The sequence below is a fragment of the Bacillus massilinigeriensis genome, from assembly GCF_900111815.1.
Taxonomy (GTDB): Bacteria; Bacillota; Bacilli; order Bacillales; family Cytobacillaceae; genus Mesobacillus_C; species Mesobacillus_C mediterraneensis.
The window spans coordinates 1,803,976-1,826,281 of sequence record NZ_LT630004.1 but is presented as its reverse complement, the minus strand read 5'-3'; the positions used below and the strand labels follow the sequence as shown (position 1 = coordinate 1,826,281).

25 protein-coding genes are annotated in these 22,306 nt (G+C 41.9%); 24 read left to right on the top strand and 1 reads right to left on the bottom strand.

Annotation, left to right across the window (positions count from 1 at the left end):
- Positions 1-57 precede the first annotated feature (57 nt).
- The 9 genes from BQ5796_RS09575 (at position 58) to BQ5796_RS09535 (ending at position 7,689) form a co-directional block, all read left to right on the top strand.
- Complete coding sequence (locus BQ5796_RS09575) at positions 58-1,242, top strand: D-alanyl-D-alanine carboxypeptidase family protein (RefSeq protein WP_071460028.1); 1,185 nt, start codon at positions 58-60, stop codon at positions 1,240-1,242.
- 130 nt (positions 1,243-1,372) lie between these two features.
- Positions 1,373-1,720: an anti-sigma F factor antagonist gene (gene spoIIAA / locus BQ5796_RS09570; RefSeq protein WP_071460027.1), complete on the top strand. Its 348-nt coding sequence runs from the start codon at positions 1,373-1,375 to the stop codon at positions 1,718-1,720.
- Positions 1,721-1,723: 3 nt separating this feature from the next.
- Complete coding sequence (gene spoIIAB, locus BQ5796_RS09565; protein ID WP_071460026.1) at positions 1,724-2,164, top strand: anti-sigma F factor; 441 nt, start codon at positions 1,724-1,726, stop codon at positions 2,162-2,164.
- Positions 2,165-2,176: 12 nt separating this feature from the next.
- Positions 2,177-2,935: an RNA polymerase sporulation sigma factor SigF gene (sigF, locus tag BQ5796_RS09560; protein ID WP_071460025.1), complete on the top strand. Its 759-nt coding sequence runs from the start codon at positions 2,177-2,179 to the stop codon at positions 2,933-2,935.
- An 88-nt stretch (positions 2,936-3,023) separates the two neighbouring features.
- On the top strand, positions 3,024-3,644 hold the full coding sequence (locus BQ5796_RS09555; RefSeq protein ID WP_071461241.1) for a stage V sporulation protein AA: 621 nt from the start codon (positions 3,024-3,026) through the stop codon (positions 3,642-3,644).
- Positions 3,634-4,059, top strand: coding sequence for a stage V sporulation protein AB (locus BQ5796_RS09550; RefSeq protein ID WP_071460024.1), 426 nt, complete (start codon positions 3,634-3,636; stop codon positions 4,057-4,059). The genes BQ5796_RS09555 and BQ5796_RS09550 overlap by 11 nt, the downstream gene beginning before the upstream one ends.
- A gap of 28 nt (positions 4,060-4,087) precedes the next feature.
- On the top strand, positions 4,088-5,566 hold the full coding sequence (locus BQ5796_RS09545; protein ID WP_071461240.1) for a spore germination protein: 1,479 nt from the start codon (positions 4,088-4,090) through the stop codon (positions 5,564-5,566).
- Positions 5,567-5,690: 124 nt separating this feature from the next.
- Positions 5,691-7,013 carry a diaminopimelate decarboxylase gene (gene lysA, locus BQ5796_RS09540; RefSeq protein ID WP_071460023.1) on the top strand — a complete coding sequence of 441 codons (1,323 nt, stop codon included), beginning with the start codon at positions 5,691-5,693 and terminating at the stop codon, positions 7,011-7,013.
- 319 nt (positions 7,014-7,332) lie between these two features.
- Entirely contained in the window at positions 7,333-7,689 is a 357-nt protein-coding gene (locus BQ5796_RS09535; RefSeq protein ID WP_071460022.1) for a GNAT family N-acetyltransferase, read from the top strand.
- A gap of 18 nt (positions 7,690-7,707) precedes the next feature.
- Here BQ5796_RS09535 and BQ5796_RS09530 read toward each other — a convergent pair whose 3' ends face one another.
- On the bottom strand, positions 7,708-8,235 hold the full coding sequence (locus BQ5796_RS09530) for a DUF309 domain-containing protein (protein ID WP_071460021.1): 528 nt from the start codon (positions 8,233-8,235) through the stop codon (positions 7,708-7,710).
- Positions 8,236-8,390: 155 nt separating this feature from the next.
- On the opposite strand from BQ5796_RS09530, the gene BQ5796_RS09525 reads away from it, so the two are divergent.
- The 15 genes from BQ5796_RS09525 to BQ5796_RS09455 all read left to right on the top strand — a co-directional run bounded on the left by BQ5796_RS09525 (position 8,391) and on the right by BQ5796_RS09455 (position 22,284).
- Complete coding sequence (locus tag BQ5796_RS09525; RefSeq protein WP_071460020.1) at positions 8,391-9,152, top strand: segregation/condensation protein A; 762 nt, start codon at positions 8,391-8,393, stop codon at positions 9,150-9,152.
- Positions 9,139-9,723, top strand: a complete 585-nt coding sequence (gene scpB, locus BQ5796_RS09520) for an SMC-Scp complex subunit ScpB (protein WP_071460019.1) — start codon at positions 9,139-9,141, stop codon at positions 9,721-9,723. The genes BQ5796_RS09525 and scpB overlap by 14 nt, the downstream gene beginning before the upstream one ends.
- Before the next feature lie 134 nt (positions 9,724-9,857).
- The gene (locus tag BQ5796_RS09515; RefSeq protein ID WP_071460018.1) at positions 9,858-10,277 is read left to right on the top strand and encodes a hypothetical protein; all 420 of its coding nucleotides are present in this window, start codon (positions 9,858-9,860) and stop codon (positions 10,275-10,277) included.
- Between the two features lie 57 nt (positions 10,278-10,334).
- Positions 10,335-10,823: a DUF3907 family protein gene (locus BQ5796_RS09510; RefSeq protein ID WP_071460017.1), complete on the top strand. Its 489-nt coding sequence runs from the start codon at positions 10,335-10,337 to the stop codon at positions 10,821-10,823.
- A 132-nt stretch (positions 10,824-10,955) separates the two neighbouring features.
- The gene (locus tag BQ5796_RS09505; protein ID WP_071460016.1) at positions 10,956-12,095 is read left to right on the top strand and encodes a D-alanyl-D-alanine carboxypeptidase family protein; all 1,140 of its coding nucleotides are present in this window, start codon (positions 10,956-10,958) and stop codon (positions 12,093-12,095) included.
- Complete coding sequence (locus BQ5796_RS09500; protein ID WP_071460015.1) at positions 12,088-12,675, top strand: nucleoside recognition domain-containing protein; 588 nt, start codon at positions 12,088-12,090, stop codon at positions 12,673-12,675. Before BQ5796_RS09505 ends, BQ5796_RS09500 begins: the two co-directional genes overlap by 8 nt.
- A 6-nt stretch (positions 12,676-12,681) precedes the next feature.
- The gene (locus BQ5796_RS09495) at positions 12,682-13,218 is read left to right on the top strand and encodes a spore maturation protein (RefSeq protein WP_071460014.1); all 537 of its coding nucleotides are present in this window, start codon (positions 12,682-12,684) and stop codon (positions 13,216-13,218) included.
- Positions 13,219-13,424: 206 nt separating this feature from the next.
- Positions 13,425-14,150: a 23S rRNA pseudouridine(2605) synthase RluB gene (rluB, locus tag BQ5796_RS09490; RefSeq protein WP_071460013.1), complete on the top strand. Its 726-nt coding sequence runs from the start codon at positions 13,425-13,427 to the stop codon at positions 14,148-14,150.
- A 69-nt stretch (positions 14,151-14,219) separates the two neighbouring features.
- Positions 14,220-14,744: a thiol-disulfide oxidoreductase ResA gene (resA, locus tag BQ5796_RS09485; protein WP_071460012.1), complete on the top strand. Its 525-nt coding sequence runs from the start codon at positions 14,220-14,222 to the stop codon at positions 14,742-14,744.
- Positions 14,745-14,769: 25 nt separating this feature from the next.
- A complete protein-coding gene (resB, locus tag BQ5796_RS09480) occupies positions 14,770-16,392 on the top strand; it encodes a cytochrome c biogenesis protein ResB (RefSeq protein ID WP_071460011.1) in 1,623 nt (540 codons plus the stop codon).
- Positions 16,393-16,404: 12 nt separating this feature from the next.
- Positions 16,405-17,586: a c-type cytochrome biogenesis protein CcsB gene (gene ccsB, locus BQ5796_RS09475; RefSeq protein ID WP_071460010.1), complete on the top strand. Its 1,182-nt coding sequence runs from the start codon at positions 16,405-16,407 to the stop codon at positions 17,584-17,586.
- Between the two features lie 178 nt (positions 17,587-17,764).
- Entirely contained in the window at positions 17,765-18,481 is a 717-nt protein-coding gene (locus BQ5796_RS09470) for a response regulator (RefSeq protein ID WP_071460009.1), read from the top strand.
- On the top strand, positions 18,478-20,256 hold the full coding sequence (locus BQ5796_RS09465; protein ID WP_071460008.1) for an ATP-binding protein: 1,779 nt from the start codon (positions 18,478-18,480) through the stop codon (positions 20,254-20,256). The genes BQ5796_RS09470 and BQ5796_RS09465 overlap by 4 nt, the downstream gene beginning before the upstream one ends.
- A 314-nt stretch (positions 20,257-20,570) precedes the next feature.
- Positions 20,571-21,122: an RNA polymerase sigma factor SigX gene (gene sigX, locus BQ5796_RS09460; RefSeq protein WP_071460007.1), complete on the top strand. Its 552-nt coding sequence runs from the start codon at positions 20,571-20,573 to the stop codon at positions 21,120-21,122.
- Positions 21,097-22,284: a hypothetical protein gene (locus BQ5796_RS09455; RefSeq protein ID WP_071460006.1), complete on the top strand. Its 1,188-nt coding sequence runs from the start codon at positions 21,097-21,099 to the stop codon at positions 22,282-22,284. Before sigX ends, BQ5796_RS09455 begins: the two co-directional genes overlap by 26 nt.
- The last annotated feature ends 22 nt before the right edge of the window (positions 22,285-22,306 follow it).

Below are 22,306 nucleotides of genomic sequence, written 5' to 3'. Positions count from 1 at the left end.
ATAAAAATTACTGCAGTGGAAAAAATGGTCACTATACAAGTTAGGAGGGTAATGGGCATGAAAAAGAGTGGATTGATAGGTTTGCTGCTATTGTTGTTTTTGTCTGCCGAGGTGATGGCCGTACCTGCTTTTGCTGCAGAAAAAGGAATAAATCTGGCAGATGATGCAAGCTCTGCAGTTTTGATAGAACGTGATACAGGCAAGGTGCTGTATGAGAAAAAAAGCGATGTTAGACTTCCGCCGGCAAGCATGACAAAAATCATGACAATGCTGTTAATCATGGAGGCACTTGATGAAGGAAGACTGTCTTTTAATGAAAAGATCAGGACAAGCGAGTATGCGGCTTCTATGGGTGGCTCACAGATTTTCCTTGAGCCTGGAGAAGAAATGACAGTCGAAGAAATGTTAAAAGGGATTGCGATTGGTTCAGGAAATGATGCCTCTGTTGCAATGGCCGAGAGACTCGCAGGATCTGAAGAAGCTTTTGTTAAACTGATGAATAAAAAAGTAAAAGAACTTGGGTTGAAAAATACTTTCTTCAAGAATGCCACCGGATTACCGGTTGAAGATCATTACAGTTCAGCACATGATATGGCTGTTATGAGTAAGGAACTGCTGAAATATGAAGAAATCACAAAGTTCACAGGCAAGTATGAAGCATATCTTCGCGAAGATACCGAAAAAAAATTCTGGCTCGTGAACACGAATAGACTTGTCCGCTTTTATCCAAGTGTGGATGGATTGAAGACAGGCTTCACCAATGAGGCGAAGTATTGTTTAACCGCGACAGCGCAAAAGGATAACATGCGGGTTATTGCAGTCGTGTATGGGGCGCCTACTTCCAAGTCTCGAAACGCTCAAGTGACAAAGATGCTGGATTATGCCTTCAGCCAATATGAGACGCATCCGATTATGAAAAAAGGACATTCACTCGGTAGCGTTCCCGTAAGCAAAGGAAGCAAAAAACAGGTGAAAGCTGTGGCCTCTGAACGCATTTCTGTTCTGACAAAAAAAGGAGAGGATGTTCGGAAAATAAAGCAAAAAATCACGCTTGATAAAAACTTGGCTGCTCCTGTACAAAAGGGAGATACGGTAGGATCCATCAAGCTTGTTAAAGACGGAAAGACGATTGTCGAATCGCCTCTTGCTGCGGGAGAAACAGTAGAGAAAGCGAATTGGTGGCAACTGTACAAAAGGGCTTTCGGAATGTTCACAAGGGCGGGTACTGGAAGCCAGAATTAGGGATTGTCGAAGAGAGGGAGTGAATTGGCAAGTTTTAGCGAATGGAGACTAGTTTTGTCTTCATGAAGGAATCTAAGGCTTCAGAGACGAATTTGCTACCTATACCAGTCACAAGGAGGTCTAGGGATCAGTGAGTCTTACCATAGATATGGAAATAAAGAATGATGTCCTTTGTATTCGTTTAAGCGGGGAACTGGATCACCATGCTGCAGAAGAACTGCGAGAGAAAGCAACCGATGCTTTGGAAAGCGGGAATATCCGCCATATTGTCTTAAATCTTGAAGCATTATCGTTCATGGATAGTTCAGGTCTTGGTGTCATCCTTGGCAGATATAAACAAATAAAGCAGCACCACGGCGAAATGATCGTATGCGCTATTTCGGCACCTGTCAAAAGGCTTTTTGATATGTCCGGTTTGTTCAAAATTGTCCGGCTGGAAACAACAGAAGAAAATGCCTTGGAAAGATTGGGGGCTTAGCACATGAAGAATGAAATGAACCTTCAATTCAGTGCTTTAAGTCAGAACGAGTCATTCGCCCGTGTTACCGTAGCCGCTTTTATCGCGCAGCTGGATCCGACAATGGATCAGTTGACAGAGATCAAAACGGTTGTATCCGAAGCGGTTACCAATGCTATTATTCACGGTTACGATAATTGCCCGGACGGAATGGTTTATATCACTGTGGCGCTTGAAGATGGAAAAGTAGATATTATCATAAGGGATGAAGGAATGGGAATCAAAGATGTGGGAGAAGCCCGTCAGCCACTGTTTACTTCGAAACCTGAGCTCGAACGTTCTGGCATGGGTTTTACCATTATGGAAAACTTCATGGATGAGGTAGAAGTCCGATCAGAACAAGGTTTCGGTACAGAAATTCGTCTGAAAAAGTACCTATCAAAAAGCAAAGCACTGTGCAATTAAGGAGATTTGCATATGGATGTGGAGGTAAAAAACGATAACAGTCAAGCTTTTTTAAAGGATCATGAGGTGAAGGATCTGATTAAAAAAAGTCAGCAAGGTGATCAAGAGGCAAGGGATACGATTGTTCAAAAAAACATGCGTCTCGTTTGGTCAGTGGTTCAAAGATTCTTGAACAGGGGCTATGAGCCTGAGGACCTATTCCAAATAGGAAGCATCGGTTTGTTGAAGTCTGTTGACAAGTTTGACCTTACGTATGAAGTGAAGTTCTCCACTTATGCTGTTCCGATGATCATTGGGGAAATCCAGCGGTTTATCAGAGATGACGGTGCTGTAAAAGTTAGCCGTTCCTTGAAAGAGACCGGAAATAAAATCCGCAGGGCTAAAGATGAATTGTCCAAAGTGCTAGGGCGGGTTCCAACTATAAATGAAGTTGCGGAGCATTTGGACTTATCCCTTGAAGATGTGATCATGGCACAGGATGCAAGCAGGGCCCCTTCGTCGATACACGAGACTGTTTATGAAAATGATGGTGATCCGATTACGCTGATGGATCAGATAGACAATGGTGATGAAGGTCGATGGTTTGAAAAAATTGCCCTGAAAGAAGCAATCAGGGAATTGGAGGAAAGGGAAAAGCTGATCGTGTATCTTCGGTATTATAAAGACCAGACCCAATCAGAAGTAGCCTTAAGGCTTGGCATTTCTCAAGTTCAGGTATCCCGCCTTGAAAAGAAAATTCTGCAACAAATGAAGAGTCGCATGGATCAATGACCGATCCATGCGGCTTTTTTGCATTTTTGCATATGCGCTTGGAGAACCTATTATTCATACAAGGAAACCAATGCTGGATGTGATTGTAATGGATAAGACGATTTATATTCGGATGCGAAACAGGACGGAAGTCGACCCGAAAACTAGCGTGACAGTGAAGGATATTGCGCAAATTATTTGTGATGAGGGTATGCGGACAAAGCTAGAAAGCCTCAATGTCCACAAGGTCACATCAAAAGACAAAAATATTATTGTCATTGATGTCATGAAAGTAATCAGGCTTATTTCAAATGTGTTTCCAGGAGCGGATGTACAGGCAATCGGACCGCCGCAAACAATCATTGAAGTCATTTTTAAGAAAAGAGCAATGTCCTTTGCTTTATTTATTATGACTTGGATTCTACTCTTTATTGGTGCGGCTCTTACCGTTATGAATTTTCATGAGGATGTGAGCATGCAAAGCGTTCAAGAAAAACTTTTTACAATGATCACAGGAAAGAGAGTAGAGAAACCACTCTTGTTTCAAATCCCTTATTCCATTGGTTTAGGACTCGGGATGGTCCTTTTTTTTAATCATGTGTTCAAGAAGCGCCTGAACGAAGAACCAAGCCCTTTGGAGGTGGAAATGTTCAATTACCAGCAGTCACTGGATCAGTATGTTGCAATGCACCAGAATAAGGAGAGCGTGAAGCATCTTGATGACAATTAAGATACTCTTTGTAATCATATCAGGATTCGGAGGGGGGCTCGCAGTTGGTGCCGGTTTTGTTGCTTTTTTGACAGTCCTTGGCCTTATTCCTCGCCTTACACAATTAACAAAGACAAAAAAGTTGATCCATTGGTATGAGTGGGCAGTTATTTTCGGAGCCATCGCTGGTACTGCTGGGGGACTGAACTTTCCTGTCTTTTATTTTCCAAGCTTTTTCGCCATTCCGATAGGTCTTGCGAGTGGGATGTTTGTTGGAATGCTGGCCGCAGCCCTAACGGAAGTGCTTAATGTTCTTCCGATTCTAGCAAAGAGAGTGTATGTAGAAGACCGTATTATTGCACTTTTGATGGCCATCGTGTTTGGTAAGGTTTTCGGTTCATTGTTTCAATGGGTTTATTTTGTTGATTACCGATAAAACGAAAGAGAAAAGGGGCGGTCTCGCAATGGATAAGATGGACAGAAAGCTTCCGATTTTAGAAAAGCTTCATGATGTGGAAGCGTATATGAAGAAGCGGATTGGCCTTGGTGACAGTTTTGATTTAGGTGTAAGAAAGCTTACGATATTGAAAAAAAATGTGCACTTCTATTATGTGAACGGGCTTTGTGACACTTCTTTCATCGTCCAGATCGTGAAAGAACTCGTAGAGATTAACGATAATGAAAAGATGTCTTCGAAGCTTCAGGACATTGTGGAAAACAGAATTACGCATCAATCTGTTAGTCCTGTAAAAACAATGGATGAGATGGTCGATCAAGTCTTGTCAGGGTTGATAGCTATCCTTGTCGAAGGAGAGGGAATAGCCCTTATCGTGGATGTGAGGAGCTATCCTGGCAGGCAGCCAATGGAGCCGGATACAGAGAAGGTTGTCCGGGGATCTCGAGACGGATTTGTTGAAAATATCATCGTCAACACCGCGTTGACGAGGAGAAGAATCCGAGATGAGCGCCTTCGATTTGAAATGATGAAGGTAGGGGAGAGATCCAAGACGGATGTTGCAATTGCTTATATTAAGGATATTGCAAGCCCGAATCTTGTGGATGTCGTGAAGCAAGAGGTTAAATCAATTGAAATTGACGGAATCGCAATGGGTGACAAAACAATTGAGGAATTTATCGTCAAACAAGGATACAACCCTTACCCCCTTGTGAGGTATACAGAAAGGGCAGATGTAGCAGCATCTCATCTTCTCGAGGGACATGTTTTGTTATATGTGGACACTTCACCAAGTGTCATCATTACACCTACGACTTATTTTCATCATCTTCAGCATGCAGAGGAATACCGTCAGTCAGCAGGGGTAGGCACGATGGTGAAATGGGTTCGTTTTTTAGGTGTTTTAGCTTCCCTAATTCTATTGCCATTATGGTTTCTCTTGCTTTCTAATCCAGACCTTTTGCCAGACAACCTTTCTTTTATAGGTCCTAATAAACACTCTAACATTCCAGTCCTTCTGCAAATTTTCTTTGCGGATATAGGAATTGAATTTTTGAGAATGGCAGCAATCCATACGCCTACACCGTTATCAACAGCAATGGGGTTAATTGCGGCTGTTCTCATCGGGCAGATAGCGATTGACGTTGGTTTGTTCGTCCCTGAAGTTATTTTATACGTGAGTGTTTCTGCTATTGGAACATATGCAACTCCTAGTTATGAACTAAGCATCGCGAACAAAATAGGAAGGCTTTTCTTGTTAGTTGTAACGGCTATTTTTGATGTGCCTGGTTTTGTGATTGGACTAACAGTCTGGTTGCTCCTGCTTGCAAGAATTAAATCGCTAAATACGCCATATTTATGGCCATTCCTGCCTTTTGTGCCAAAGGCATTCAAGGAAATCCTGATTCGCACCTCTGTTCCCGGCTCATCAATTAGACCATCCATTCTCCATTCGCGGAACAGGCAGAGGCAGCCGTCGAAATCGTAATAAAGCAAATTGCGCGTTCCTTTGAATTATGGTACAGTGATTTAAATCAATAAAGGACAGAAGGACAAAGGCGCCTGCCATCTGACTTTTTTGCCTATATAAATGGAAAAAGAGGGGGACATTCATGCGATTTCATGGAACTACAAAGGTTAACCGGGAAGGGCATCTTGAGATCGGCTCGGTAGACACACTTCTGCTTGCTGAGGAGTTTGGAACACCTCTTTACGTTTATGATGTTGCCCTGATTCGGGAAAGAGCCAGAGATTTTAGGGGAACATTTGAGAAACTTGGGGTTAAGGCCCAGGTTGCCTATGCAAGCAAAGCATTTTCTTCTGTCGCGATGGTGCAGCTTGCAGCAGAAGAGGGCCTTTCATTAGATGTTGTTTCTGGCGGTGAGCTTTTTACGGCGCTTGAAGCGGGATTTCCGGCAGGAAAAATTCATTTTCATGGAAATAACAAAAGTCTTCAAGAGCTTGATATGGCAATAGAAGCAGGTGTTGGCTGCATTGTTGTCGATAACTTCTTTGAGCTTGAAATGCTGGAAGAATTGAATGCATCTTCACAAAATCCTGTAAATATCTTGCTTCGTGTTACTCCAGGAATTGAAGCACATACCCATGATTATATCCTGACAGGACAGGAAGATTCGAAATTCGGTTTCGGTCTCGAAAATGGACAGGCAGAGAGCGCTCTCCTCCAAGCAATCAGTTCGAAATGCGTCCGTTTGCTTGGTCTGCATTGTCATATAGGATCACAAATCTTTGAAACAACAGGTTTTGTACTTGCTGCAAGGAAAATTTATGCTAAACTGTATGAGTGGAAACAGAAGCACGGATTCGAACCTGAGGTACTTAATCTTGGCGGAGGCTTTGGAATCCGTTATACCGCAGAAGATGAGCCCATTCCAGCTACCAGCTACGTTGAGTCCATAGTTGAAGAAGTTAAGCAGCAGGTTGAGTCTCTTGGTATGAAGATGCCGGAGATTTGGATTGAGCCAGGTCGATCTTTGGTCGGTGATGCCGGTACCACCCTCTATAGGACCGGTTCCAGAAAAGAGGTTCCCGAGATCCGACAGTACCTTTCAATAGATGGGGGCATGACAGATAATATTAGGCCGGCACTATATCAGGCAAAGTATGAAGCAGTCCTTGCCGGGAGGGTGCTGGAAGATCCTGAAGAGACAGTCGCCATTGCAGGGAAATGCTGCGAATCAGGAGATATGCTGATTTGGGACTTGCAGCTGCCTAAGGCGGAAAAAGGGGATATTCTAGCTGTGTTTTGTACAGGGGCTTACGGGTATTCAATGGCGAACAATTATAATCGCATTCCAAGGTCTGCGGTTGTTTTTGTCGAGAATGGGGACGCCAGAATTGTCGTCCAGCGGGAGACATTTAAGGATATGGTGAGGCTGGATTTACCTTTAAAAGAAAAAGTGAATAGTAAATAGGCTGACAAAGGCTGCTTATTTACTGGAAAAGTTTCAGGATGGGGGAAGCGAGTTTTGAAGAAGAATAATTGGATTCTTTTAGTACTGCTCCTTGTAATGGCATTGGGATGGGGAATATATTATTGGCTTGAAATTGTGCCTTTACGGTAATAATATTTGAAGGATGATACCAGTTTATGTATTATAATAGTTATGACGATTGTAAGAGTACCTTTTTACTGTTCTTGCATATCATGCAGAAAGGGTTTAATTTTGCCTTTTAAGGAGAAACTGGTCTTAATGAATAAAATACTGGCCAGTGGATTAAAGAGGGATTTATATGCTGATTCGTTATAAGAAAACATTCGAGAAAATTGCCATGGGCCTTTTGTCTTTCATGCCAAACGAGAAAGACTTAAAGGTATTGCAGCAAACAATCAAACAATATGAAATGGAAGAAATGTGGCAATTATTCCTTTGGAAAGAAGAGGACATTATCGGCTTGATTGGTGTAAAAGAAGCGGAGAATAGCTTGGAAATCCACCATATTTCCGTCAATCCATCCCATCGGCACCAAGGGGTCGGCAAGCAGATGGTTTGCGCTGTGAAGGCATTGTATGGGGATAAGACAATACAACCCAATGAATTTACGGCTGCGTTTGTTGGAAAGTGTCCCGCGCCGTCGGAAGCGGAATAAAAAAGGCAGTGACTGCTATCACTGCTTTTTTTCTTTTCTTTTTTCTATAGCAAGGTTTCTTTCCTGTATTACTTCTGAGCGATCACGGAACAAATGTTTATGGATCAATTGATTTTTTGCAAAGCAGCTGAGCCCCTCCCACTCCCCACCCATTTCTGTGCACATCATCTTGCATGTTGGCAGGAGGGAATTATCCTCAAGCGGAATACTGAAATCATGAAACGGTTTTGATGCATCAATTTCCGCAAGCCGTCTTTCCATTAATTGCTTCATTAGAACTTTATTTATACCAATACTTTGAAAAATAGCCTCGGAGGAGCGGTGAAAAATATCCGTTGATTTGCGCAGGGTCCTGGAAGCACCGGCAAAATTACCCCTTCTGTGATGATAACAGGAAACCGCCAAGAGAATGAGGCCAACCCAATGGGAATCTTTATTTCCGGGATCAGTATGCTTCCAAAAGTCTTCGAGTACTTCGTGACATTCAAAATAGTCTCTGTCACAGTGAAAATGGACAAGAAACTGTATATAGGCATCTGGATACATGGCAAGCCTCCTTAGTTTATGGAAAAATCATAACATATTCGGATCATATAGGGCGAATCAAGAAATGATTGTCCCAAAGAGATTTTAGATTGGCTTCGTGCAGGCAATATTCTATACTAAAAATAAAAATGTTAACGGAAAATTGGTGGAGCATCATGAGTTATAATATAAAAATTGAAGCATTCGAGGGTCCTCTTGATTTACTACTGCATTTGATCAACCGTCTCGAAATTGATATTTATGATATTCCTGTGTCGCAAATAACCGATCAATATCTTATTTATATCCATGCAATGAAGGAACTCGAACTTGATGTGGCAAGTGAATATCTTGTCATGGCAGCAACACTATTAGCGATCAAGAGTAAAATGCTCCTTCCAAAACATGAGGAGGAGGAAGATTACCAGGAGTTTGAGGAGGAAACAGATCCGCGTGAGGAGCTTGTTGAAAAATTGATGGAATATAAAAGATATAAGGAAGCAGCAGTGGAACTGAAGATGCTGGAACAAGAACGTGGTTTAGTCTATACGAAGCCTCCAAGCGATTTATCACAATTTGCTGAGGAAGAAAAGAACAGTAATGGAAAGCTTGATGTATCTTTATACGATATGCTGGGCGCGTTCCAAAAGCTTCTTAGGAGGAAGAAATTACAGAAGCCAGCCACGGCAAAAATTACCCGCCAGGATATACCGATAGAAAAAAGGATGGAGGAAATCGTATCATCCCTAATTAAAACAGGAGGGAGGAAGAAGTTCCATGAATTGTTTCCTTCCATGGAACGGGAGCAATTAGTTGTGACATTCCTTGCTATCCTTGAACTCATGAAAAGAAAAGAAATCATGGTGGAACAGGAATCAAACTTCTCTGACATATTCATTTCAGCACAGGAAGGGGCATCATACTATGGACATCGTTAACTGGAAGGGAATATTGGAAAGTCTGCTTTTTGCAGCGGGAGATGAGGGTTTGAGTTTAAAGCAAATTGCCAGTGTGCTAGAGGTAGGAGAAGACAAGGCAGAGGAAATTATCAATAGCCTCATGGAAGACTATCTGATACAAACAAGAGGGATTGAAATTGCACAGATTGCAGGTGTTTACCAGCTTATCACCAAAAAAGATCATGCAGTTTATTTAAAAAAGCTAGTTGATCAGCCTGGAGGTACTCACCTCTCTCAAGCAGCACTAGAGACATTAGCCATTATCGCCTACCGACAGCCGATTACAAGAGCGGAGATTGAGGAAATTAGGGGCGTAAAAACAGAGCGTCCGTTGTATACACTTTCCTCCCGTGCCTTGATAAAAGAAGTAGGGCGAGCGGAGGGGACAGGCAGGGCGTATCTATATGGGACAACAAAGGAATTCCTCGATTGTTTTGGACTTAAAAGCCTTGAGGAACTACCTGATTTGACAGAAAAATTGGACGAGAATGATATACAGGAAGAAGCGGATTTGTTCTTTGAAAAGTTCGAAGACAAGATGGAGTTATAAATTTTCTGACAAGTCTATTCTGAATGTGGTAAAATGAAAATATTCCGGGCAATGCTTCATATTAAGTATGAAGCATTTTTTGCATACATATCGTGATACAGGACATGTAATCACAAGATATCGGGGGGATAACCATGATTATATTGGAGAGTAAGGGTTATGAACTGGAAAAAGAAAAATCCAATACTTCCGAGGATTTCTTCAATCGAAGTGAAGTGAACTTTCTGGACAGTGGCCAGGAAAAAACGTTTCGAGTATTATATATCCGATTTTTTGACGAAAAGCTAGCGGAATTCACACCATTTGAACAGGATCCTTTATTTTCAGCAGGAGGCCGGCAGGTTTCTTTCAAAGATATTGTCGCACTTGCCTGCCTCCTTGAAAATCCGGGAAATAAGTACCGGAAAAGGCTTTATATTAATTCAGAACAAGAGCTTAGAAACATGATGCAGAGGGTTGATTTTGAAAGGCTGAAAGAGGTTTTTGATTGCATTGTTGAAAAAGGGCAATATGAAGTGAGGTCACCGCTTGATTTTATCCTAGCTGAAAGATAATTTTCAATAGTTAACGATGATAAAACCAAATATTGTAATTCAAGGTGGGGTGTAGGAGTGGGAAATACAATTGTGAGGTCACAACTGGTCGAAGTGAAGGACTTTTTAACGAAAACGTCTGAGAAGCTCGAAACATTTTTAAATACGACGACATTGGCAAGCATCGGCGAAGGACAGGAAACGGATGTAGACTATTGCCGCATGCTTCTTGCCAATATGAGACGATTGACTGTCCATTGTGAAGAAGGACTGGAATCGTGCCATATCGTTTTACAAGGCGACCCTTTTTCGAAGGCTGCAGCTGAAAAAACACTTTACAAAATATATTACCAGGTTATTGAAGAATTCTACTCTCCTAAAACCGATGCTTGGTTTGAGGATAGCAGATCTGCTTACACAGGAAAGAACGCAATAAAGTATAGGGGAGCAGCTCCAGAAAGCATCAAGAAATTAGTACAAGGTATGGAAGCAGACTTTCAGCGTATAAGGGAAGAACTCGAGTATTACGAGACAGATTACCGCACAAAAATGCTGCAGTCAAAATAAAACCTGCATGTTTGAAGACCGTCCCAAAGTGATGACAGGGGCGGTCTTATTTTTGTTAAAAGGAGAGGGAGTCATAACTTCGTCGTTCGTGCATAAACTTGTACAAATTGTCAAGGAGACGAGGTATGAATAATGAAAAAGAAACAAGTCCTGTTTTTGAAGCTTGCTATCGCCCTATTCCTGGTCTTCCCGTCCTCGGCAGGTGCAAGCGGAACCGTTAGTGCACGAAGCGCTATCCTAATCGAACAGCATACCGGCCGGGTTTTATATGAAAAGGATGCTTATACTGTCAGAAGGATTGCGAGCATCACTAAAATTATGACGGCTATCCTTGCGGTCGAGTCAGGGAAAATGAATGAACGAGTTGTTGTCAGCAACAGAGCAGCTGGTACGGAAGGTTCTTCCCTATATTTGAAACAGGGAGAAAAGATAAAACTCTCTGATCTTGTCTATGGATTAATGCTTAGATCTGGCAACGATGCTGCTGTGGCAATTGCAGAGCATGTCGGCGGCAGTCTGGAGGGTTTTGTGTACATGATGAATCAAAAAGCAGAAGAACTAGGCATGGACAATACCCATTTTGCCAACCCCCATGGTTTGGACGATCACGAAAACCATCATTCTACTGCTTATGATATGGCTATTCTTACAAAATACGCGATGGCGAATGAAACTTATCGCAAAATATCCGGTACGGAGGTTCATCGAGCTCCAAATCCAAATGAACCGTGGGATAGAGTATGGAAGAATAAAAACCGACTGCTTACCGAATTGTATAAAAACTGTACCGGAGGAAAGACAGGCTATACAAAAAGGGCGAAACGCACCCTTGTAACAACTGCTTCCCGGGGAGGGTTCGATTTGATTGCGGTAACCCTTGATGGACCGGATGACTGGAATGATCATATAAGCATGTATGAACGAGCAATATCACAGTATGATATTGCAGGAATTTTAAAAAAAGGAGAAATTAAAGGAATAGAAGATCCTTATTATAAAGGAAAAGTATATTTAGAGAAAGGTTATGAATATCCGCTGACTGCTGACGAGGAAAAGAAGGTGAGGGTGGAGTATAGACTTTTGAAGCCTTCAAAAACAACGAAAGAAAACCAGATTCCAAGGATAGCAGGGAAAGCTTTCGTCTTCTTAGGAGATAAGGAAATAACACAACTACCTGTTTACTCCAAACAAGAACCCAAAAAGGAAGAGTCACTCTTGGATTATATTCGAAGCTTTTTCTTCGTAACTACAGGAATGTATTACGATGGTTAATTATATATGGGTGTTCATGACCTTGATTGGACTTATCTTCGCAGCATTCAACGGAACGATTGCTGATGTAAATGAGGCAGTCTTCAAAGGGGCTAAGGAAGCGGTGACCCTTTGTATTGGTCTTGTCAGCATCCTTGTTTTCTGGCTTGGAATGATGAGGATAGCGGAAAAGGCAGGTTTGCTGGAGGTGTTAGCTCGTTTGTTCCGGCCACTTGTAAAAAGCCTATTCCCAGAAGTGCCCGCTGGTCATCCAGCCATGGGCTATATCCTGTCCAATATGATCGCAAATCTCTTTGGACTTGGCAATGCAGCAACACCGCTAGGAATAAAAGCGATGGAGGAATTGAAGCGGCTAAATGGTGGAAAGGATTATGCGTCGAGATCGATGATTACTTTCCTTGCTATCAACACTTCCAGTATTACGCTAATACCAACTACAGTAATTGCCATTAGAGTGACCTACAACAGTGCATCCCCAACAGAAATTGTTGGGCCGACGATTGTTGCCACCTTTTTCTCCACCATTGCGGCTATTATGATAGACCGATATTTTTATTTCCGAAGAAGCCGAAAAGGATGAGGTTATATGCAAATCATTTCTGCCATTTCCCTATGGTTTATACCGGTGCTGATTGGATTTATCCTCGTTTATTCTGTCATAAAAAAAGTTCCGGCATACGAAACCTTTGTCGAGGGAGGAAAGGAAGGAATCAAGATGGCGGTATCTATCATTCCGTTTTTAGTAGGAATGATGGTGGCCATTTCAGTGTTCAGGGCTTCCGGGGCACTTGACTATCTTATGAATTTCCTTAAGCCGATCCTAGAGATGGTCGGTATCCCTGTGGAAGTAGCACCACTAGCAATCATTCGGCCAATTTCAGGAAATGCAGCACTTGGCATGACGAGTGATTTAATTGCAGAACATGGGCCGGATTCTTTTATTGGAATTCTTGCATCCACGATTCAAGGGAGCACTGATACGACTTTCTATGTTCTGACCGTGTATTTTGGGGCGGTTGGCATAAAAAAAATGGGAGATGCTTTGAAGGTGGGTCTCCTTGCAGACTTAGCCGGCTTTGCAGCTGCAATTACCATTGTCACACTCATGTTTGGATCGAAATAAGTTGGTGAGCCGTCCTGTAAAGGGCGGTTTTTTGCCGAACTGGTACTTTTCCATTTTGAGCGATAAAAGATAAAGAAGTTCGCTCATTTCGGGATAGGTTACTTTGAAAAGAGGCAAGTTTGTGTCATAATTCATTAGGATAGAATGAACTTGATATTAGAATAATAATGTTGGCATTTTCAACAATTTTAGGAGTGACCTGCTGAATGGAAAGATTGCAAAAAGTCATGGCGCATGCCGGTGTAGCTTCGAGAAGGAAAGCGGAAGAGCTAATCCTTGACGGAAGAGTGACCGTAAATGGAAAAACGGTCAGGGAGCTTGGTACGAAAGTGTCGTCTTCTGATAAAGTTGAAGTGAACGGTATCCCGATACAAAGGGAAATCCCAGTGTACTTCCTTTTTTATAAACCGCGTGGTGTCATCTCCAGTGTCCAAGATGAAAAAGGACGAAAAGTAGTAACGGACTTTTTTGAAGGAATTGAACAAAGAATTTACCCTATTGGGAGACTCGATTATGATACTTCTGGTCTATTGCTCCTGACAAATGACGGAGAATTTGCGAACCTGCTTATGCATCCCCGCAATGAAATCGAAAAAGTATATGTTGCAAAGGTGAAAGGCATCCCTGAGAGGGAAGGGCTTAAAAAACTCGAAAGAGGGATTCGGTTGGAGGATGGAAAGACCGCTCCTGCAAGAGTGAAACTACTTTCACTCGATAAAAAGAAGCAGACATCCATTGTCGAACTGAAGATACACGAAGGAAGAAATCGCCAAGTAAGAAGAATGTTCGAGGCGATTGGGCATGAGGTATTGAAATTGAAGCGGGAGAGGTATGGTTTCCTCACGCTTCATGGAATGAACACAGGGGATATACGAGAATTAACTCCGCATGAAGTGAAGCAGCTCCGCACGGAAGCAATGAAAAATTCTTAAGCAGGCTTTGGGATTTTATATTAACATTCACATGGTGATACAATAGAGAGAGTAACAGGGGGGATATGAATGAAAAAAAAAAGGCTTATAGCCAGGACCATTATCCTTCTCGTCCTGGTATTAGCGGTTGGCTACACGCTATATGCTAACCTTACGAAGGAAGATGACAGCACAGTTGAGATTGGGAAAGAAGCCCCGGACTTTGTCCTTTCTGACAGGGAAGGGAACAAGCATCAGCTTTCCGATTATAAGGGAAAAGGAGTGTTTTTGAATTTTTGGGCAACATGGTGTGGACCTTGTGAACGGGAAATGCCTCATATCGACAACCAATACAAACAGTTTAAGGACAAGAGGGTCGAAGTGCTCACAGTAGATGTCGGGGAGTCAAAGATTGCTGTCGACAAGTTTGTTGAACGGCATAATCTTACTTTTCCTGTCATGATTGATGAAGATGGGCAGGTTCAGGCAGCATATGGTATCGGCCAGCTTCCAATTACCTTTCTGATTGATGAGGAAGGGAAAGTAGTAAGAAGCTATACTGGTGAATTGACAGAAGACAAAGTAAAAAGGTTTATGGAAGAAATAAAACCTTGAGCAAGGGGAACAAGGAGTTTATGTCATGAATGAAGTTAAGTGTGAATGCGGCCATGTGAACCCTCATGGCACCGTTATATGTGAATCATGCGGCAAAGTACTGGAAGATAGCGCAACCAAAAGAAAGCTGCTTGATATGCGTTACGAAGGAAGTGCGCGCAGGTCGCAAACATATAACAAAACATTGGTGGATAAGATTTGGAACTTCTTCTCATCTGTTAAAGTAGGAGTTACGCTGATCGTTGTCACGTTAATTGCTTCCTCTGTTGGGACAATCCTTCCTCAGGAAATGTATATCCCACAGACAATGACACCTGCTGAGTATTATGAGGATCAGTACGGTTGGTTTGGCAAGCTGTATTACGATCTTGGATTTAACAACCTGTACAGCTCCTGGTGGTATCTTCTCCTCATTGCATCAATTGGTGTTTCGCTCGTCATTTGCAGTCTTGATAGGGTAGTTCCCTTATATAGGGCCCTGAAGAACCAGCGAGTCGAACGCCACGAGGGATTCTTGAAGCGTCAGCGGTTGTTTGGTTTGGCGGATTCACCTGACGAAAACAGCATGCGCCAACTTGAAGAAAACTTGAAATCGAAAAAGTATCATATCCGAAAGGAAAACGGAAGTATTCTTGCCGAGAAAAACCGTTTTTCTCGTTGGGGTCCATACGTCAATCATATTGGGCTGATTATTTTTTTGATTGGCGGTATGCTGCGATTTGTACCCGGGATGTACGTGGATGAACTGCTTTGGATTCGCGAGGGAGAAACGAAAGCGATTCCAGGGACAGACGGAAAGTACTATTTAAAGAATAATAAGTTCATCATGCAAACCTACGATAAAGAAAAAGACGATGAAGTTTTTGGAGCAGCACTCGATCGTGCTGGAACCGTTGCAAAAAACTATCAATCTAATGTTACCCTTTACGAGAGAAAAGGAACTGGTGTTGCAGGCGAGTCTCTTGATCTGAAAAAAGTAAAACATGAAAAAATACGTGTCAATCAGCCTCTTAAAATGGATAACTATGCACTTTATCAAGTAGATTACAAGCTTGATGAATTAAGTAAAATGCACCTTGCCCTCCAGAACAAGAAAACTGGGGAGGAGCTTGGCACGATAAAAGTGAATCTGTATAACCCAGATACGCATTATAAATTAAAGAATGGTTATTCAGTAGAAATTAAGAGTTATTTCCCGGATTTCGAATTTGATGAGAATTCGAAACCGACAACAAAGTCCAAGGTTCCAAACAATCCAGCTTTTGTCTTTAAAATGGTGACACCTGACAAGCCGGAAGGGGAAGTTAGTTTTGTCGCAATCCGCCAAACGATTGAGGCAGATGGAGACAATACGTACAAAATGGCTTTTAAAGGGGTAGAAACAAAGAATGTTGCAGCGTTGACAGTCCGTAAAGACTTGACGCTTTGGATTCTCGGGCTTGGAGGTCTCATTTTCATGGTTGGTGTAATCCAGGGAGCCTACTGGAATCACCGAAGGCTCTGGGTAAGATTTATGGATGAAAAAGCAATAATTGCAGGGCATACGAACAAAAACTGGTACGGTTTGAAGCGGGAATTGGAGAGTGTTTTCAAGGAAACAGGAATACAAGCTCCGGTAGACCAGCTTGAAAGCGGGAAGAAAGGTTAAGGAGGGGGAAGGATGGCAGCGTTAAGCTCCAATCTGTTGTACATTGCTTTTATTCTTTACTTGGTTGCAACAATGTTTTTCGGGGGAGCAATCAAATCGAAAAAAAGTGCAGAAAAAAATGGTTCCAATAAGTTTGCCAACTTGGCGATTATGATTACAATTTTAGGATTCATGTCCCAGTTAGGTTTTTTTATCACTAGGTGGATTGCAGCGGGACATGCCCCTGTTAGCAATTTGTTTGAGTTCACAACGTTTTTTGGAATGGCTCTTGTAGGGGCGTTCATCGCGATATACTTCATTTATAAAGCTCCATTGCTCGGACTTTTTACGATGCCAGTGGCTATTCTCATCATTGCCTATGCTGCGATGTTCCCAAGGGATATTTCTCCGCTTATTCCAGCATTGCAAAGTGACTGGCTCCATATCCATGTAACTACAGCGGCTATTGGGGAAGCAATACTTGCCATCAGCTTTGCTGCAGGTCTTATCTATCTTTTAAAGGTAGTGGATCAAACGAAAAAAAGCCGCAGTACATTCTGGCTTGAAGTAGTCATGTATGGCTTAATAAGTACGCTTGGTTTTGTCGCTGTTTCAACCGCTTTTTCACTCAGTGATTATAAAGCCGGTTTCCAATATATTGACAAGAATGGACAGGAAGCAAAAGTCGAATACAACCTTCCAGCGTTGGTTGGACCTAATGAAGGGAACTTGATAACGAAAGATAAGCTTGAACCTGTTGTTTCCACTCCTGCTATCATCAATGCGAAAAAGCTGAATACAGTTCTTTGGTCGCTTGGAGCAGGCCTTGCACTTTACTGGCTAATAAGGCTAATGATGAGGAAACGAATTTCTGCATCTTTAAAGCCTTATGTGAAAAATATCAACCTGGATTTTGTTGATGAAATCAGCTATCGATCTGTACTAGTTGGATTTCCTGTATTCACTCTAGGGGCATTGATTTTTGCGATGATATGGGCACAAGTTGCGTGGACTAGATTTTGGGGCTGGGACCCTAAAGAAGTCTGGGCTTTAATTACCTGGCTATTCTATGCAGCATTTCTTCATTTGCGTCTTTCAAAAGGGTGGCATGGAGAAAAGTCTGCCTGGCTTGCGGTAATAGGCTTTGTCATCATCATGTTTAACTTGGTAGCTGTTAATCTTGTTATATCCGGTCTGCATTCCTATGCAGGGTAATAAACCTAAAGCCTTCACTGTTGTACAAGTGAAGGCTTTTTTTAAAAAAAGGAAAGAGAATTTAGGATAAATATGTCTGTTTTTAGACAAATGCATCCCTTTACCATATACTTAGGTTAAAAAATCTGGCAAGAAGCTCATTATTTATGTAAAATTAACCGCAGGGGGGATTTACCTTATGGAAAAAGACATCAAAATTTTAGTAGTAGATGACGAAGAAAGAATTCGTCGATTGCTGAAAATGTACCTTGAACGAGAAAACTACCTCATTGAGGAAGCGGAAGACGGCAATGAAGCCCTCGCCAAGTCCCTTGCCAATGATTATGATGTAATTTTACTTGACCTCATGATGCCTGGAAAAGATGGAATAGAAGTGTGCAGAGAATTGCGGGAGAAGAAATCTACTCCTGTTATCATGCTCACTGCAAAAGGGGAAGAGGTAAACCGGGTGCAAGGATTTGAAGTTGGTACGGATGATTATATCGTAAAGCCATTCAGTCCACGCGAGGTTGTCTTGAGGGTGAAGGCGATGCTGAGACGTTCTTCCAGTACAAGCTACCTTCAAACAGAAACAACAACAAAGGATGTTATCGTATTTCCACATTTAACAATTGACAATGATGCACACAGAGTAACAGCAGATGGGAAAGAAGTAAGTCTTACTCCGAAGGAATATGAACTGCTTTATTTCCTGGCAAAATCTCCGGATAAGGTGTTCGATAGGGAACAGTTACTGAAGGAAGTATGGCATTATGAGTTTTTCGGTGATCTTCGAACTGTGGACACACATGTGAAGCGTTTGCGCGAAAAGTTGAACAAAGTATCAGAGCATGCTGCCAAAATGATAGTGACAGTTTGGGGTGTTGGCTACAAATTCGAGGTTATCAATGAATGATATTCTGGCGAAGTGTAGTAGGTAAATTATGGTTCACCATTCTATTGCTTGTTTCCTTTGTCTTGTTTATCTTGACCGTAATGCTGCTTGAATTCTTTGAAAATTATCATATCAGTGAATCGCGTAAGGATCTTACTGAAACAGCTGAAAAGATTGCGTTGAATCTTGAAGAGCACCCTAAAGATGAAGCGCTAAGCAAGGAGATTTCATGGGCGCTTATTGATGATGTTACGCGGGTAATTGTGGTAGAGGATAAAGATACTTACTATTACTCGCCTAATGCAAATAACAACAAAAGGCTCCCTGTTTCGTTCGTCATGGGGAACAAGGAACTTTCTAAGGTTTTCAAGGAAGATGAAGTTCAATATATCACTTCGCCATTTCCATCGAAAGATTCTGCTGGGAGTCAATATTTAATCATTGGAGTTCCTGTGCAATTTTCCGAGGACAAGGCCGGGGGTGTATTTGTCTACCAATCGCTTGATGTAATGGAGCGAACGACAAGGTATACAACAAAGTTTATTCTTCTTGCTGCTGGAGTGGCGATTGTGTTGACGACTATTTTCGCTTTCTTCCTTTCAACGAGAATCACAGCGCCTCTCAGGAAGATGAGGGAGGCTGCGTTTGAAGTTGCAAGAGGGAAATTCGATACGAAGGTGCCAATCCTAACCCATGATGAAATTGGGGAACTCGCAACAGCCTTCAACCAAATGGGACGCCAACTGAAATTTAACATGAATGCCCTCAATCAGGAAAAAGAACAATTGACGAGCATCCTGAGCAGCATGGCTGATGGTGTACTTACTTTCAACAAGAATGGGACCATTCTGATTACAAACCCGCCTGCCGATCAATTTCTCCGTTATTGGTATTACGATCAGGGTGCAAATGAGCATACTGATGCTGTTCCTTCCGAAGTGATGGAGTTATTTCAACTTGCTGTTAATACCGAAAAAGAGCAGGTTGGTGAAATGTCGCTTCAAGGTCGCAGCTATGTTTTGATTGTAAGTCCGCTCTATAATAAGCGATTTATCCGCGGTGCTGTTGCTGTCATAAGAGATATGACGGAAGAAAGAAAGCTTGATAAATTAAGGGAAGATTTCATTGCAAATGTTTCCCATGAGCTCCGCACACCAATCTCTATGCTGCAAGGCTATAGTGAGGCGATTGTTGATGGCATCGCACAGACGGACGAAGAAAAACTGGAGTTAGCAAAAATTATTTATGATGAATCCTTAAGGATGGGCAGACTTGTCAATGAATTGCTGGATCTTGCAAGAATGGAAGCAGGTCATATTCTGCTGAACATTGAAGAAGTGGATTTAAAACCTTATTTAAACAGGATTGTTCGCAAGTTTTATGCCTTGGCAAACGATAAGGGTATTGAATTAAAAGCAGAAGTGATAGAGGGCGATCAGATTGTCGAGTTTGATCCTGACAGGATAGAACAGGTGCTAACCAATTTGCTCGATAACTCTATAAGGCACGTGCCAGATTCCGCTTCCATTAACGTGAGGGCGTATACTGAAGACAATGGTCTTGTTGTAGAAGTGGAGGACCAGGGACCGGGTATACCGGAGGAAGATTTGCCTTTCCTTTTCGAACGTTTTTATAAAGGGGATAAGTCGAGGACTCGGGGAAAATCAGGGACTGGACTTGGACTTGCGATTGCCAAGAATATTGTCGATGCCCATAAAGGCCGCATGTCGGTTAAGAGCAAACTTGGACAAGGGACGACATTCTCGTTTTTCATTCCGCGAAAACGCGAAAAATAGGATAATGGTTAAAAAACTGCCGATTAATCTTGATTCATGAGAAACAATGAAAAGCTATCCTTAATAAAGAATCATTCAGTCTGCAGATAAACTCGTTTTCTACCCGAGTTTGTCTGTTTTTTATTTTCCGTATAAGGGGCTGTTTAACCTGTCTTAAGAGTGATGATTATCTTAATGGGAAAAATCAAATTGCTGCGAAAATTCAGATACAGGTAAAAATATCCTTTATTTCCTGCTCAATAAAGCATATAGTTAAATTGTAACTTTTCTTTTAAAGATACCGACTAATATAATGATACGGAGGGACAAGAGAAATGGACTCCGTTTTTGAGCAACTCTATGAAAAATATCATCAGGCTGTATTTCAATTCCTGTTTTACATGGTTAAGAGCAGGGAGCAGGCAGAGGATTTAATGCAGGAAGTCTATATTAGGGTCTTTAAATCATACAGACAATTTGAAGGTAAAAGCAGTGAAAAAACATGGTTGTTTTCCATTGCGAAAAATGTCGCGATAGATCATTTCCGTAAACAACAAGGGTGGAAGCAAAGGATTTTTGGAAAGGTTGAGATAATATCAGCTCAAGTCCAGGATTGCCGGCCGCTCCCGGAGGAAATTGCGCTTCAAAAGGAAGAAATCAGAATGATGTATAAGTGTATCGACTTGTGCACAATCGACCAAAGAATGGTAATACTTTTCCGCTATATCCATGAGCTTTCCATTAGTGAAACCGCACAAGCCCTTGGTTGGACGGAAAGTAAAGTAAAGACTGTCCAGCACAGGGCACTCAAGAGTTTGAAGAAATATATGGAAGAGATGATTGAAAAGGAAGTGATGTCTGGTGAGAAAATATCTGCGAAACGATAAACAGTTGGAGGAATTGCTTCGCCAGCTGCCAGTCATTACGGATAGAAGGAGTCCTCGTCAAATTTTTCATCAGGTTAAAGCTTCCAGGAAACGGCGGAAACCGTCCTGGCTGATTCCTGCTTGTGCAAGCATTGGGGCTTTATTATTAATGTTCATCCTAGTCCCTTCTTTGAGTAAGAATGGATTTCATGACCAACAAAATAACACGCATCATTCTTCATTGCAACATGCCGATTCCAGTCATTTCAAAGCTCCCGACGAGAAAACAGGAATGCTAGCCTTTCATGATGATGAAGAATTGTCACTGGATGGAGAGCACAAAAGTTATGATAAAGAGACGGCGGTATACCCGGAGGATTTAAGGCAACATGATACTGTATCTTTTGCCATCCCCGACAAAAATGGCCAAGTTGCTGTTCCAATTACTGTATTAGTGAAAAAGGAAAATAAAAAATCATGGTTTGACCGTTTTAAAGAAACAATGCCTAGATTGGAAGAGGAAAAATGGGGATTGAAAGATTTCTATCCGATGGACGCAAAATTTGAATACGAAAAAAAGACAGGTACATTAAGGATGGATGTCAAGAATAGTCATCCTTACAACTCTGACGCTTCTCCTGAAGCTGGTTTGATGAACATCATCGACGAGACTATTCCAAAAGAAGAAGTCAAAAGAGTGAATTTCACTACAGGAGGAACACCCGGCATCAGTATCGGCGGGGAGCAAGTAGTGAATAGTCATGAAAAACTGCAGGTAGATCGGAAGCGAGCGTATCTTTTCTACTATCCAGCAGGTACTAAAACCCCATACCTTGTTCCAACTGGTGAAAGCTATGTGACAATTGGCAAAGCTTTGAAAAGAATGGGTGAAAAAGGTTTAAGCTCAAGCAGTCCGCTTGTCCCTTCTTTACCGAAAAAGATGGTGAAAGGAATTAAAGAAGAGAGTACAGAACAGCCTCGGACGCTTCATATCGAGCTCGTTGAAGGAGCCGTTTATGACAGTCACTTCATTCATTATCTTGAAGCAATCCTTTTTACTGCAAAGGAATTCGGATATGCCAAAATAAAAATTGATAATCCGGAAACAAGATATGTAGGAAGATTTAACCTTGATGAAGAAATTGCAATGCCGCTCGCACCAAATAAACAAACAATAAAATAATTGAAACAAAAGAGCTTCCCGG

What these genes read in the sequence shown, in the direction of transcription:
- BQ5796_RS09575 (WP_071460028.1), top strand. Translation starts at nt 58, where the DNA reads ATGAAAAAGAGTGGATTGATAGGTTTGCTGCTATTGTTGTTTTTGTCT.
- spoIIAB (WP_071460026.1), top strand. Translation starts at nt 1,724, where the DNA reads ATGAAGAATGAAATGAACCTTCAATTCAGTGCTTTAAGTCAGAACGAG.
- sigF (WP_071460025.1), top strand. Translation starts at nt 2,177, where the DNA reads ATGGATGTGGAGGTAAAAAACGATAACAGTCAAGCTTTTTTAAAGGAT.
- BQ5796_RS09555 (WP_071461241.1), top strand. Translation starts at nt 3,024, where the DNA reads ATGGATAAGACGATTTATATTCGGATGCGAAACAGGACGGAAGTCGAC.
- BQ5796_RS09550 (WP_071460024.1), top strand. Translation starts at nt 3,634, where the DNA reads ATGACAATTAAGATACTCTTTGTAATCATATCAGGATTCGGAGGGGGG.
- BQ5796_RS09545 (WP_071461240.1), top strand. Translation starts at nt 4,088, where the DNA reads ATGGATAAGATGGACAGAAAGCTTCCGATTTTAGAAAAGCTTCATGAT.
- lysA (WP_071460023.1), top strand. Translation starts at nt 5,691, where the DNA reads ATGCGATTTCATGGAACTACAAAGGTTAACCGGGAAGGGCATCTTGAG.
- BQ5796_RS09535 (WP_071460022.1), top strand. Translation starts at nt 7,333, where the DNA reads ATGCTGATTCGTTATAAGAAAACATTCGAGAAAATTGCCATGGGCCTT.
- BQ5796_RS09530 (WP_071460021.1), bottom strand. Translation starts at nt 8,235, where the DNA reads ATGTATCCAGATGCCTATATACAGTTTCTTGTCCATTTTCACTGTGAC.
- BQ5796_RS09525 (WP_071460020.1), top strand. Translation starts at nt 8,391, where the DNA reads ATGAGTTATAATATAAAAATTGAAGCATTCGAGGGTCCTCTTGATTTA.
- scpB (WP_071460019.1), top strand. Translation starts at nt 9,139, where the DNA reads ATGGACATCGTTAACTGGAAGGGAATATTGGAAAGTCTGCTTTTTGCA.
- BQ5796_RS09515 (WP_071460018.1), top strand. Translation starts at nt 9,858, where the DNA reads ATGATTATATTGGAGAGTAAGGGTTATGAACTGGAAAAAGAAAAATCC.
- BQ5796_RS09505 (WP_071460016.1), top strand. Translation starts at nt 10,956, where the DNA reads ATGAAAAAGAAACAAGTCCTGTTTTTGAAGCTTGCTATCGCCCTATTC.
- BQ5796_RS09500 (WP_071460015.1), top strand. Translation starts at nt 12,088, where the DNA reads ATGGTTAATTATATATGGGTGTTCATGACCTTGATTGGACTTATCTTC.
- BQ5796_RS09495 (WP_071460014.1), top strand. Translation starts at nt 12,682, where the DNA reads ATGCAAATCATTTCTGCCATTTCCCTATGGTTTATACCGGTGCTGATT.
- rluB (WP_071460013.1), top strand. Translation starts at nt 13,425, where the DNA reads ATGGAAAGATTGCAAAAAGTCATGGCGCATGCCGGTGTAGCTTCGAGA.
- resA (WP_071460012.1), top strand. Translation starts at nt 14,220, where the DNA reads ATGAAAAAAAAAAGGCTTATAGCCAGGACCATTATCCTTCTCGTCCTG.
- resB (WP_071460011.1), top strand. Translation starts at nt 14,770, where the DNA reads ATGAATGAAGTTAAGTGTGAATGCGGCCATGTGAACCCTCATGGCACC.
- ccsB (WP_071460010.1), top strand. Translation starts at nt 16,405, where the DNA reads ATGGCAGCGTTAAGCTCCAATCTGTTGTACATTGCTTTTATTCTTTAC.
- BQ5796_RS09470 (WP_071460009.1), top strand. Translation starts at nt 17,765, where the DNA reads ATGGAAAAAGACATCAAAATTTTAGTAGTAGATGACGAAGAAAGAATT.
- BQ5796_RS09465 (WP_071460008.1), top strand. Translation starts at nt 18,478, where the DNA reads ATGATATTCTGGCGAAGTGTAGTAGGTAAATTATGGTTCACCATTCTA.
- sigX (WP_071460007.1), top strand. Translation starts at nt 20,571, where the DNA reads ATGGACTCCGTTTTTGAGCAACTCTATGAAAAATATCATCAGGCTGTA.